The sequence below is a fragment of the Streptomyces prasinopilosus genome, from assembly GCF_001419695.1.
GTDB lineage: Bacteria > Actinomycetota > Actinomycetes > Streptomycetales > Streptomycetaceae > Streptomyces > Streptomyces prasinopilosus.
The window spans coordinates 1-11,938 of sequence record NZ_LIRG01000302.1; the positions used below are offsets into that span (position 1 = coordinate 1).

Sequence of the window (11,938 nt, forward strand, 5' to 3'; positions counted from 1 at the left end):
CGACGACCGCGGCCAGCGGCACCGTCCACACGGAAGGATCCCGCAGCGCCAGTACGGCGGCCACGGCGGCCGACCCCGCCAGGGTGACCGTGGCGAGCACCAGCCCGCGGTGGGCGGCGGCCAGGGCGACGGACACCTGGTGGCGGCTGACGGAGACCCCGCCGGCCCGGCGGTCGTCGAGCCCGGAGAGCCCGGACGCCATCAGTGCGAGCCGCGGCAGCACACCGAGTACCACCACGCAGACGACACCGAGAACGGCCCCGACGCGCGCCTGCTCCTCCGCCGTCCCTGCGCCGGACTGCACGGCGACGACGACCTCCCAGCCCACGGCGGTCAGGGCCACGGCGCCGGCGCCCACGAGCCCGCCCCGCCCCAACGGCGTGAACAGCCCGAGCAGGGCGAGGACCAGCACGCCCACGGCGGCCACTCCGGCGAGCCGCAGAACGCCCGCAGAGGACCCGCCGAGGTCGTCGACCAGGCTCCACACGCCCAGCACACCGAGCGCGCCACCGGCACACAGGAGAGTCGTGGCGAGCCCGTGCCTGCGCACCCGCCCCAGGACCGCACCCGCGACCGCGGCCGCACCGGCGGCGGCGAGCAGGGCGCCCGCGACGACCGACCGGTCGTACTGCGCCCGCGCGAACAGCGCGGCGACGACCACCCAGCCCACGCTCGCGACCCCCGCCGTGACCCGCTGCGCGGCCGGCCCCCACACCCATGCCCGATGACCGAGATCCTCCGCCACCTCGTCGGTGACGTCGTGCACGACGGGAGCGGGCGGGGCGTCCTCCGCGCGGACGAGACGCAGGACGGCGCCGTCGCGGACGCCCGCCGTCTCCAGCGTGCTGTCGTGATCGAGTGCGGAGCCGTCCACCGTGACGAGGTGACGCGCGGCGGGCCGCCCCTCCACACGGTCGTCCAGCAACCGCATGACCTCGGGCAGCAGCAGCCCGACCGGCTCCCGCGCCGGGAGGACCAGGTCGACGCGGCGCCGCTCACCGACGAGCGTGACCCGGCTCAACACCGTCGGCCCCCCGGCCGTTTCCGTACTCAAGGCCCCCGTAGACATCACGTTCGCGAACCTATCACCGGCTTGTAGGACTACTAGGGGGCGTGGAAACGCCGGGGGAGTACGGGCCGTTGCCCTGTCCGATCAGCCGATGCGACACGAACGACCACCCCACGCACCCGGCACAGAGCACGGCCGCGATCACCATTCCGGCGATCACCTTCCCCACCCGCTCGTCCACGGCCCGCCGTTGCCGCTGCGCCCCGAACAACAGGGCGTCCCGCAACCGCCGCCGCCGCACGGAGACGGATTCGAGAAGCTGGCTGTCGTAGTCCTGGGCGGACATGCTGCTCATTCACCTCGTATCGGGTCAGATGGGGGATCCGCCGAGCCGGCTGCGCTTGAGCAGATTCCCGGGCAGGTCCTCCGACTCGACCTCGATCCTCCCGGAGCCACTCCCCAGGACGCATCGCGGCCGCGGCCCGACGGCCGGGAATCTGCTCAGGGCGCCTGCGAGCGGTCATCGAGACGCCGGCTTCTCGCCGGTCGGCCGTCCTCGTCCCACCGGTATTCCTCCTGGACTGTGAGACCGCCGCCGTCGAAGGGCTGTCGGCGAAGCCGGAGGTGGCCATGACGGGCTGAGCGGTCCGCTGCAGTCCTCGTTCCGGAACGGGTCCTGGAACATCACCAGGGCCCGTTTCTCATAACCGCTCTACAGGGAGCCGTCCTTGACACCGGTGACGAACGGCTGCCAGGCCGCCCCGCCCAGCATCAGGACAGGGCCGGTCAGGTTCTTGCTGTCGCGGACGGGGACGGTGTCAGGGAAGTCGTCGGAGACTTCGACGCAAGCTCCGCCCTGCTGGCCGTCACTGTAGGAGGACTTGCGCCAGCGGGTGGTGCTCAGGTCCCGGGTGACTCGCATGGCTCGTATTTCTCCAACATCGTCTCGATCAGCGCTGCGGACTCCAGCGGCGAGAGGGCGCAGGCTTTTTTCAGATCGTACTCTCGCACATGCCGTGTGACGGCCTCCCTGTCGTCGATGCTTTCCCCGTACCCGGCACCCTCCTGGTACATGGTGATCGAGTTGTCCGGGAGGGTCAGCAGGATGAGGGTGCCGCTCATCAGGGCACACGCGTCCGCCTCGAACGGGCTTACCTGGATGGTGGTATGGCCTGTGTTCACCAGTGGCAACAGCGCCGCGAGTTGTCCACTCATTACCGTTGGCCCACCTACGGCCTGTCGTAGCGCCGCTTCCCCGATGATCCACCAGAAATCCGGCGGGCAGTCCCGCCGCAGGATCTCCTGGCGGCCCAAGCGGTCCGCCACCAGACCGTCGATCTCCCGGGAGTTCATCCCTGGTTCCCCCGCGGTGAACAGTGCGCGCATGTACGCCTCTGTCTGGAGCAGGCCGGGAATGAGACTCGCGCCGAACTCCTGAATCCGCACCGCCCTCGCCTCCAGCTCCAGGCAATGATCAAACCGCCGAGGCGTGTACTCCCGCTTCACCGCCCCCCACAACCCCTGGAACAATTCCCCCGTCCCGAAAGCCACATCCAACTTCTCCGAGAGGGGTGGCAGGGGGAGCCGTTCTCCCGTCTCCACTCCGTGCAGATGCGTCTTGCTGTAGTTGACGATGTCCGACATCCGGTCCAGCGACAGCCCGATGAGCCGGCGCTGACGGCGCAGCTCGACGCCGTAGAGGTCGCGGGCGGAGTGGACGGGTTCGAGGTCCCTGGAGGGCTGGGTCATGGCGGTCGGTGCTCCCTTGCCGTGTGTCGTGTCGGCATGCCGTCCCGTGTTCCCGAGGGGACGGGCATCCACCGACGGTAATCGCTACCGGTGACAGCTTGAGTACGAAAAGTGAGAACGTCCAGGTGGCAGCCGTTCCGGAGCCCGGTTCGGAACACCGTCACCCTGGCCGACCACCCTTGTCCGCCGCGACGCTGAGAGCGTGAACAGCGAGAAGCAGCAGGAGGCTGCCCACGCACCCTCCCGCGGACGCAGGACGACCGGCACGACGCCCCGCCCAGGCCGCCCCGAACTGGACGCGGGTCGGCTCCCGGTCGGTGAACTCGCCCATGACGTACGGCAGGAGAGGCGCGGGATCGTCATGGACCATCAGGACGGGTTCGTATGGCTACGCCCCGAGAACGGCGGCACGGAGTGGACGGCGCTGCCCGGCGACGTGCAGCCGTTGAACGTCCGTGAACGGGCCGAGGAACCGATGTGGAAGCGGGTGGCCAGGGCCAACGCCCGCAGCAGAGGGGAGGTTCTCTGAGGTGGGAGACGCGGAACAGGCGTGTGAGGACCTGCGCGACGCGCTCCGGGCGGCGGGGGTTGGGAGCTGTAGAGGTTTGGCTGAGCATGAGTGTGTTCTGGTGTGGATGAGTGAGCGCGGACGGGCCCAGCCACGGCCGGGAGTGGGCGCTGTCATGCCGGCAGGGGGAATGGGGGTTCGCCCGCCGAATGCGTGACCTTCACTCGGGGTGTTCGTTGGATGGGGTGAGCGGGTTTTCCGGGCCGGACTGAAGGGGCGGGGTGCAGGGATGAACAAAAAACTGCGGAAGCTCGCGGCGCCGTTTGTCGTCCCCGGCCCGTCCGGGGTGGCGATCCGGACCCGGCTGAAGCGGCTCACCGCGGCTGATGAGGAGGTGTTGCGGCGGGTGGGCGCGCATCTGGGCGCGCTTGCCGGCCGCGATTTGAAGGCGCGCTGCCACGACGGCCTCGAGCATGATGCGCAGGCGTGGGCGGTGCGCAAGCGGGACCTGACCCCGCTCTCCTCGGCCCGCTGGGCGGGGTCGATCACCAAAGCGACGCATGATCAGTGGGCGCTGGCCCGCCGCGGTGCGCTCGCCCACCTCCAGAACCTCCAGGCCGGGGTCCAGACTCTGCGGCATCGGCTGGCACTGCCACTCGGTGCGAAGGGGTCGAAGAAGGCCCCGGGGGGTTATCGCAGTCGGCGGGAGTGGCATGCTAAGGCCCGCCGACTGCGGGTGCTGGAGGACCGGCTGGCACGGGAACGCGCCGACTGGCAGGCCGGGCGGGTGCGTGTGGTGCGCGGCGGCAAGCGCCTGTCCCGGATGCGCCACCAGCTGCCCGCCGCACAACTCACCCAGGCGCAGTGGCGTGCACGCTGGGAGGCGGCCCGCTGGTTTCTGCGGGCGGACGGGGAGAGCGGCAAGCGCTACGGGAACGAGACGATCCGCATCAGCCCCGACGGTGAGGTGAGCATTAGGCTGCCTGCCCCGTTGGCCGGCCTGGCGAATGCTCCGTACGGCCGGTATGTCCTCACCGGCCGGGCGGCCTTCGCGCACCGTGGGCAGGAGTGGGCCGACCGGGTGGCGGCGAACCAGGCGATCGCCTACCGCATCCATTACGACGTCGACCGGGCACGCTGGTATGTGACCGCGTCCTGGCAGACGCCCGCCTCCCCGGCGGTGCCTCTGGCGGCGGCGCTCGCGCACGGGGTGATCGGGGTCGACATCAACGCCGACCACCTGGCCGCCTGGCACCTCGACGTGCACGGCAACCCCACCGGGAATCCACGCCGCTTCTGCTACGACCTGACCGGCAGCGCGCAGTACCGGGACGCCCAGGTACGCCACGCCCTGACCCGGCTCCTGCACTGGGCCCGCACCTGCGGGGTGAAGGCCATCGCGGTCGAAGACCTGGACTTCACCGCGGAGAAGACCCGCGAGAAATACGGCCGCAACAGGCAGTTCCGGCGGCTGATTGCCGGTCTGCCCACCGGTCGGCTCCGCGCCCGCCTGACCTCGATGGCCGACCGGACGGGCATCACCGTCATCGCCGTGGATCCGGCCTACACCTCGAAGTGGGGCGCCCAGCACTGGCAGAAACCCCTCACCAGCACCACCCGCAAAACCAGCCGCCACGACGCAGCCGCCGTGGCCATCGCACGACGCGCCCAGGGCTATTCGCTCCGGCGTCGGACGGCACCGCCCCGCACCCACCGGAGTGATGGCTGCGGGCATCGGACCGTCCAGGCCGGACTGGATACCCGCGGGCGTGAGGAACCCCGCCGCCGCCTTCCCGGACCACGGACCCGATCCGTGCCACCGGACGCGGAACGAACGCGGGCGACCAGGACACCTCACACCGTTCGGGGCGTCCGCAGTGAGCGGGAACGGGTCCAGGACTCACTCCCGCTCACTGACTAGGAACGGTGACATTGCCATCCCTCGGGCTCGATGTCGCTTCGTGCGCCGGGTCCACTCCGCTCGCGCTGATCGACCTGGGGCGCTGCAACGTGGCCACGACCCGTGCGCTCACCTCCGCGCTCCGGCCCGGTCAGGGGGCGGCACGGTGAGGCCGTCGGCACTACCGTCGCACCTTCGGTGACCACACGGTCATGAAGCCTCGGCGGAGTCGGCCGGACGGCTACGAACGGACGGGGGCGGCGTGATGTCCGCCCCGTCCGCCGAGCACCCCCGGCTTGGCGTGTGGCCCCTGGTCGCACAAGCCGGCGACGGTAACGCATGGGTGATGGGCGCGTGCCGGGGCTGTACCGCCGCCGTGAGGGCGTGGCCGTGCTGTGGGTCGGTTCCGTGGCCACGCCCGGCGCGAGGGGAGACGCGTACGCGTGCGACCTGTGCATCGCGGAGCTCGACCGTATGGTGCGCGTCTGGTCGCATCACCGTGACCGCAACGCCGACCGGGTAGGGCAGCCCGCCGCGCACACCGGGCACGCGCACATACTCCCGATGCACACCGAAGAGCAACGTGTCCGCAGCCGCCGTCGATGCACGGCTATGGGATCGAGGAACTGGTTGTCGTCATCCTGAGCTGTCACGATCTGCGGCCGCCTGCCTCGCGGAGAACGCGGATCACGTCTCGAACTCGCCGACCCATGAACGCCTCAGCAGATGCTTGGGCAAGTACTCGGACTCGACTTCGACCGGGAATTCGTTGTCGTAAGCCATGCAGGCCAACGCGAGGGGGGCGAGGGCCACCAGGCCGTCACCGCTCAGGGCGCGCGCCGGGTCGCCGGCCCAGTACTGCTTGTGCCCGGTGACGGCGTCAACCAGTGCAGTGTCGAACTGATCGATTTCCCGCAGCTGGAAGCGATGGAAGAGTTCGAGCGGCGGATAAAGAATCTTCAGCATCATTTCCTTGTCAGTGACGCCTTCCCGTTCGGGATCGGTGCCTTTGACCGCTGATACCAGTTTGTCCCACATCTCCGTTGCCCGACCGGTCCAATAGCTCTGAAGAGCCTCGACCCAGTCGTAGACATGGTCGTCGAAAACCGCGCCCTTGGGAACAGAGGCACGGAGGAACGACACGGGTACCTGCATCAGTCGATCGAGACGATCGTTCTCGCGGCAGAGCGTCGCCAGATAAACCGATGTGAGCCACGCCCCCGCATGCGTGTAAGGCGTCGGCCCCGTGGCAGGCAGGTTCTTCACCTCGCCCGTGCTTCCGATGCGGCACGGTACGGGCCCCTCGGTGGCTGTGGCAGAGTCGAACAGGGCGGTGCCGACCTGCATGGCGGTGACCCAGGCCTCCCACGTCTCAAGTCGGGCCGCTTCGGGATCTGTCAGGCAGCGCCATTTCGCCATGGTCAGGGTGCTGCTCAGCGCCCGATGGCGGGACATCTCCGACCTTTCCAGTCGGTCGAGAACCCGGCGCGTCCCATCGATGAGCGGCGCCATGGCCTCGGCCGCGTTGTCCGTGCGGAAGTCATGGCGCAGAACACTCGTGGCCACTGAACCTCGCTAGATCTGGTTGGCACCGGGGGCGTCTTCGACGCTCTGCACGGTGTCAAGCGCCATACGTATGAAGGTTTCGAGCTCATCCGGGCGGGGGGACCTTTCCTCCCTGTACCCGACGCAGTCACTCCTCGATGACGTGTGGAGCCCTCTTACTCATCCACGGCCCGCCGTTGCCGTTGTCCTCCCAGCAGGGGGGTGACCCGCAGCCGTCACCGTATGGGGGCGGATGAACGGTCTGCCGGTCACCTGTCTCACATGGGGAATTCGCCCAGCCAGTCGTGCTGGAGGAGGTGCTGGGGCAGGTAGTCCGACTCGACCTCGATGGGCAGGTGCCCGTCGTGCGCCCAGCAGGCGATGGCGAGGGGGCCAAGAGCGATGGTGCCGTCGATGTCCTTCTCCCGTTCCTCGGTGAGGGTCCAGTAGGCGCGGTGCAGTTTCAGGGCTTCTTCCAGTGCGAGGCTGAAGCCTTCCACGTCCCTGCGTACGAAGTGGTAGAAGAGGTTGATCGGTGGATGGAGGACGCCCTGCAGCAGGTCTCGCGGGGCGATGCGGGCGACCGCCGGGTCCGACATCTGCAGTGCGGCGGTCAGCTTCTCGACCAGCCCCGGCCGGCGCAGCCAGTACGTCTGCAGGGTGTCGACCCAGTGGTAGATGTACTCGTCGTACTGCCCCTCCGGTGCCCGGAGCCGCTCCAGGGGTACCTCGCACAATTGCGTCATGCGCTCGGGCTCACGGCAGATGACGGCGAGCCAGAACGCGTTCAGCCAGGTTCCCGCGCGGGCCGTCGAGAGCGGGCCGGTCGCCTGAAGGGTGCGCACTTTCCCATTGATGCGGCATTCGATTGTTCCCTCATCCTTGGCCGTGACGGCAAACAGGGCAGACCCCAGCTGCATCGCGTTGACCGCCGCTTCCCAGGTCTCCACTGCTGCGGCCTGAGGATCAATGACGCACCGGGCGCGGACGTTCATGATCGCAGCGCTGAATGTCGAGTCGATCACGGCTGTCGACTCCTCGAGGCGATCGATTCCCTTGAGTAGGTGTTTGTTCAGCCTTTCGGTGAACTTTTCGGAATTATGACCTACCGGCAGACCGTGCCGGATGAGTTCAGTGGTCATGGAAGAGGCCGGCGGTGTCATAAGCCGTATCTGTATGAAGACAGGTGAACATGAAGGGCTCGAGTTCATCGTTCATGCGCAGATCCTGCACATTCGGAAGATCCGGGATTCTCGATTCTGTGGCGTCGACCACGTAAGCGGGGCTGTCGTCGTCCGGTTGCAGCACCCGGGCCAGCGTGAAGCCGCCGTCCGGTAGGGCTACTCTCCGGATCCACGGGAACCCGGCATCCCAAGAAGTAAAAACCAACGCGGAGAGGCGCTGGGCACCAGCGAGGCCAGCTCCTTCTCTGACGGTCGATACTCGACCTCGTTGGCTGCATAGACGGTCAGGGACCAGTTCAAGTCACCTCGCAGGCGCTCGTACTCGCATGTGACGACAGCATCCCAGTTCCGGTCCTCCCACTCTGAATCTGCCGACACGTCCGCCTGTTCCAGCGTGATACGGAACACCTTGGCGAGAATCACGGGCAGGTGGGCTGGTGCATCACTACCGCGGACCATCAAGTGGTACATCACGAGTAATGCGTCCGGTAGAGGGCTGGTTTTTGTGCACACCCGTCCTGAGTGGTCATGCCGGTCATCTGTCTCAGGTCGGGAATTCGCCCAGCCAGCTGCGCTTGAGTAGGTGCTCGGGCAGGTACTCCGATTCGACCTCGATGGGCCGCCCGGCGTCATGGGCGAGGCAGGTGAGGGCCAGAATCGCAAGGGGGATGTCGCCCTCGCCGGATTCCTCACGGTCCGGGTCGGCGTTCCAGTATTCCTTGTGCAGTTGGAGTGCCTGGATCAGGGCTTCGTTGAACTGGTCCGGGTCCTGGCCGATGAAACGGTAGAAGAGGTTGATCGGCGGATACAGGACCTTGAGCATCGTCTCGCGGTCGAGGAACCGCAGCCGGTCCGGGTCGGTTCCGTCGAACGCGGCGACGAGTTTGTCCCCGAGCCCGGGTCGCTCCAGCCAGTACGTCTGGAGTGCATCCACCCAGTGATAGATGTACTCCTCGAACACGGCGCCGGAGGCCCGCAGTGTCTCGATCGGCACCTGGCACAGCTGTGTCATCCGCGCCTGGTCCCGGCAGACGACCGCCAGCCAGAAGGCTTCCAGCCAGGTACCGGCGTCCACGAAGTGTGTGATCCCCACGGCGGGGATCGTCCGCATCTTATGGCCGATCATGCACTCGACGGTGGAGCCCTCCGGAGCGGTCGCCGAGGCGAACAGGGCGGACCCGACCTGCATGGCCATCACCCAAGCCTCCCACGTCTCCAACTTGGCGGCAGTGGGATCATCGAGGGTCTGCAGCTTAGCTGTACTCAGTGCGCTGCTGAAGGTCAACCCGAAACTATCCGGGTACTTCTCAAGGTTTTCGATCTTCGCAAGCGTGCGAGTGTTCAATTTCTCGCGGAATGCGTCCGGAATCGGGTTGCTGCCCTCCATTTCGGGACGTGAAATATTCGCTACCACGTGCAATTTCCTCATTTCTTTATATTGAACTGTAGCATTTCGTATCCGGCGTACTTGGCGCCGTCGGGCTTAGCTTTTACGAGAACGTAGTCTACTTGTTCTTTTTCGAGTGCCTTATTTAGGTCGTCGGCTAGCTTGCGTTCCGCCTCTGCTGATTTTAGTAGATTCGCATCCCCGGATTTCATCCCCTTCCTTTCGTTTCTGTTAGCTCTCTTTTCCATTTCCTTCAAGATTGTTTCAAAGTACTCCTTCGTCCCCTGCGTCACCAGTCGATTGCTGTGCCCCTTGCGTACCCCGAGAGAGGCCGTCGTGGACCCCTTCGCCTCGACGACGACGTACCGGCCGTCCGTCGTCCGGTACACCTGGTCGAATCGATTGTTGCCGAACGCCCCGTCGTCCAGGCGCACCGCGCCCTCGTAGTGCTCCGGTATCGCATGGCGCTCGGCAGCGTGCTCGCCGAGCAGTTCGGCCTGCCGGTTGGCGTCGCCGTGGAGTGGTGAGTGCGTCTTGTCGGCGAGATCCCTCGCGGCGGCCAGTTCGTCCGTGGGGTTGGCGGCGTAGGCCTTCTCCGCGTCCTTGAGGACGTCCTCCGCCGCCTTGTCGGCCTTGACCGCCGTGTCCCGTTTGGCGGCCTGTTCGTCCAGGTAGTCCCGGGTCGTGCGGGGGAGATCCGCCGGCTTGCCCTCGATGGGATCCGGACGCACATAGCTTTCCTTGATCGCCGGAGGCATGTCACTGGCCGCGATCCATTTGGGCGGCGCGAAGGGGTTGGCGGTGATCTGGGGCACGGCCTGGCCGTAACCGCCCTCTGCGGTGGTGTCGCGCCGGTATCCGTTCTCCCGGTAGTGATCCTTGAACCATTGGGGGTCGTTGTTGGCCCGTTCGACCTGCCGGCGCATGACCTCGCGTTCGACGTCCAGCGGATCGCGGCTGCCGGACGGCGACCCGCCCGAGCCGTCCCCGCCCGCGTGACCGCCGCCGGCCCCGCCGTGCCGGGCGGGAATCGCGCCATCGTCGGTCCCGCCACCGCCCGCGGGCCCGTCGCCGCCCGCCGCGTGCCCGCCCGTGTCACGTGCGGGCACCGTGTCCGTGCCGCGCGCCCCGGCATGCTCGCCGACGTGCGCGGTCGGCGCCGTGTTCCCGCCGGCCCGTCCCGTCGCGTCGCCGCCGGCGTGGGCCGCCGTGCCCCCGGCGGCGTGCGCGCCCGCCCGGTCGCCCGCCCCGACCAGCGCGCCCTCCTCGCGCGGCAGGCTCCGCTCCAGCAGTTCCCGGTCCGCCGCCGAGAGTTCCACCTTCGCCGGGGCCGCCGTCCCGTCCGCGCGGACGACCGAGCCGTCGTCCAGGTTGAGGCGGGTGCCGTCCGGCCACTCCACGACGTTGTCGCGGATGACCGGCGTGTCGTCGGCGACCCGGACCACGCTGCCGTCGGGCTGGACGCGTCCCGTGCCGGAGAGGATGTCGGTGTAGGCGCCCGCGTGCACGCCCCGCAGGCCGGCGAACAGGTCGGCGACCTTGACCGTGCCGAACGTCGCGGCCTTGCCCAGGTACGTCATGGGGTCGACCAGCCGGGCCGTCCTGCCGAGCGCGCCGACCGTGCGGGCCACCGCGCCGCTCTTCGCCGCCGCCCCGGCGCCTCCGGTGAACACTGTCGTCAGGACGTTGAAGGTGACCGCGCCGCTCGCCCGTGCGGGGTTCTCGCCCCACTGGTCCCAGGCGACCAGCGCCTTGCCCGTCTCCTTGACCGCGTTGCGGGAGTCGCGCAGGTAGGAGGGCAGCTTGTCCTCGGGCATCGCCCAGTAGGCGACGCCGATGACGGGCACCGCGGTGACGAGCACGCCGGTCGCGAGCTTGCCGAGCCCTTTCCAGGCCTCGCCCGCCGCGTCCCAGCCGTCGAAGCCGACGAGGGTGCCGAGGCCCTGGATCGTGCCCCACACGCCGTCGACGACGAATCCCTTGCCGAACTCCCACACCTGGTGGCCCAGCCAGTCGAGCCCGTGCCTCTCCTTCTCCACGGTCCTGCCCCAGGGCAGTTCCTCGGACTGGTCCAGCAGGTCGGCGGTGAAGCCGTAGGTGCTGGTGCCGCGCTTGACCAGGCGCTTCTCCGCGCCGTCCTCGATGATCAGCGTCGAGCCGCCCACCAGCGCGGTGATCGCGTTGTGGCAGGCGATCTCCGCCAGCCAGAAGGCCTCCGCGGTGGCGTTGACGTCGTGCACCAGGTCGTTGTTGAGCTGGACGTTGTCGTCGTCCTCGCGCCAGTCGTCGTCCCCCGCTATCCGGCTCCGGAAGGCCTCCGCACGCTGCTTGAGGCTCTTCAGCTTGGCCACGAGCGGCTGGATCTCCGTCTCGTACGCGCTGAGGGCCGCCGCGACCTTCTCCAGGTCGTCGGCGAACTCGTCCGCCTTGGCCGCCACCGGCGCGGTCGTGGCGAACAACTGCTCCGCCTCCGGTGCCGTGTAGCACGCCGACAGCCCCTGGAAGCGGGTGTGCACGTCGGATCCCGACTGGCGGAAGGCGAGGGCCTCACCCGTCAGGAGCATGTGGTCCGTGCCCAGTTGCTCCAGGTCGCCGGTGAACTGCGGGATGTTCTGCGGGTCGATCAGGTCCGCGCTCACGTGCCCCCCTGCTGCCC

The 11,938-nt window shown here is 68.2% G+C and carries 12 protein-coding genes; 2 read left to right on the top strand and 10 right to left on the bottom strand.

Going from position 1 to position 11,938, the window contains the following annotated elements; all coding sequences use genetic code 11:
- From AOK18_RS13730 to AOK18_RS13745, 4 genes are all read right to left on the bottom strand, one after another.
- On the bottom strand, window positions 1–1,069 hold a 1,069-nt coding region (locus tag AOK18_RS13730; RefSeq protein ID WP_079105006.1), incomplete at its 3' end, for an EsaB/YukD family protein.
- 16 nt (window positions 1,070–1,085) lie between these two features.
- Entirely contained in the window at window positions 1,086–1,355 is a 270-nt protein-coding gene (locus tag AOK18_RS13735) for a hypothetical protein (protein ID WP_055571655.1), read from the bottom strand.
- A 366-nt stretch (window positions 1,356–1,721) separates the two neighbouring features.
- The gene (locus AOK18_RS13740) at window positions 1,722–1,931 is read right to left on the bottom strand and encodes a DUF397 domain-containing protein (protein ID WP_055571656.1); all 210 of its coding nucleotides are present in this window, start codon (window positions 1,929–1,931) and stop codon (window positions 1,722–1,724) included.
- Window positions 1,910–2,758, bottom strand: coding sequence for a helix-turn-helix domain-containing protein (locus AOK18_RS13745; RefSeq protein ID WP_055571657.1), 849 nt, complete (start codon window positions 2,756–2,758; stop codon window positions 1,910–1,912). Before AOK18_RS13745 ends, AOK18_RS13740 begins: the two co-directional genes overlap by 22 nt.
- A gap of 202 nt (window positions 2,759–2,960) precedes the next feature.
- Here AOK18_RS13745 and AOK18_RS31890 point away from each other — a divergent pair, with 202 nt between their 5' ends.
- Both AOK18_RS31890 and AOK18_RS13750 read left to right on the top strand, forming a co-directional pair.
- Window positions 2,961–3,287: a hypothetical protein gene (locus AOK18_RS31890; protein WP_055571658.1), complete on the top strand. Its 327-nt coding sequence runs from the start codon at window positions 2,961–2,963 to the stop codon at window positions 3,285–3,287.
- Window positions 3,288–3,555: 268 nt separating this feature from the next.
- Window positions 3,556–5,187, top strand: a complete 1,632-nt coding sequence (locus AOK18_RS13750) for an IS200/IS605 family element transposase accessory protein TnpB (RefSeq protein WP_055694536.1) — start codon at window positions 3,556–3,558, stop codon at window positions 5,185–5,187.
- Window positions 5,188–5,853: 666 nt separating this feature from the next.
- Here AOK18_RS13750 and AOK18_RS13760 read toward each other — a convergent pair.
- The 6 genes from AOK18_RS13760 to AOK18_RS13780 form a co-directional block, all read right to left on the bottom strand.
- Entirely contained in the window at window positions 5,854–6,732 is an 879-nt protein-coding gene (locus tag AOK18_RS13760; protein WP_240503170.1) for an immunity 49 family protein, read from the bottom strand.
- Between the two features lie 257 nt (window positions 6,733–6,989).
- Window positions 6,990–7,922 carry an immunity 49 family protein gene (locus AOK18_RS13765; protein ID WP_338119115.1) on the bottom strand — a complete coding sequence of 311 codons (933 nt, stop codon included), beginning with the start codon at window positions 7,920–7,922 and terminating at the stop codon, window positions 6,990–6,992.
- Window positions 7,843–8,019 (bottom strand): hypothetical protein, encoded by a 177-nt coding sequence (locus AOK18_RS13770; protein ID WP_157865089.1) that lies wholly within the window; start codon window positions 8,017–8,019, stop codon window positions 7,843–7,845. Before AOK18_RS13770 ends, AOK18_RS13765 begins: the two co-directional genes overlap by 80 nt.
- A 32-nt stretch (window positions 8,020–8,051) precedes the next feature.
- Window positions 8,052–8,318, bottom strand: a complete 267-nt coding sequence (locus tag AOK18_RS33015; RefSeq protein WP_157865090.1) for a hypothetical protein — start codon at window positions 8,316–8,318, stop codon at window positions 8,052–8,054.
- Window positions 8,319–8,439: 121 nt separating this feature from the next.
- A complete protein-coding gene (locus AOK18_RS13775; RefSeq protein WP_055694540.1) occupies window positions 8,440–9,282 on the bottom strand; it encodes an immunity 49 family protein in 843 nt (280 codons plus the stop codon).
- 38 nt (window positions 9,283–9,320) lie between these two features.
- On the bottom strand, window positions 9,321–11,938 hold a 2,618-nt coding region (locus AOK18_RS13780; protein ID WP_338119116.1), incomplete at its 5' end, for a hypothetical protein.

What these genes read in the sequence shown, in the direction of transcription:
- AOK18_RS13735 (WP_055571655.1), bottom strand. Translation starts at nt 1,355, where the DNA reads ATGTCCGCCCAGGACTACGACAGCCAGCTTCTCGAATCCGTCTCCGTG.
- AOK18_RS13740 (WP_055571656.1), bottom strand. Translation starts at nt 1,931, where the DNA reads ATGCGAGTCACCCGGGACCTGAGCACCACCCGCTGGCGCAAGTCCTCC.
- AOK18_RS13745 (WP_055571657.1), bottom strand. Translation starts at nt 2,758, where the DNA reads ATGACCCAGCCCTCCAGGGACCTCGAACCCGTCCACTCCGCCCGCGAC.
- AOK18_RS13750 (WP_055694536.1), top strand. Translation starts at nt 3,556, where the DNA reads ATGAACAAAAAACTGCGGAAGCTCGCGGCGCCGTTTGTCGTCCCCGGC.
- AOK18_RS13765 (WP_338119115.1), bottom strand. Translation starts at nt 7,922, where the DNA reads ATGAACTCGAGCCCTTCATGTTCACCTGTCTTCATACAGATACGGCTT.
- AOK18_RS13775 (WP_055694540.1), bottom strand. Translation starts at nt 9,282, where the DNA reads ATGGAGGGCAGCAACCCGATTCCGGACGCATTCCGCGAGAAATTGAAC.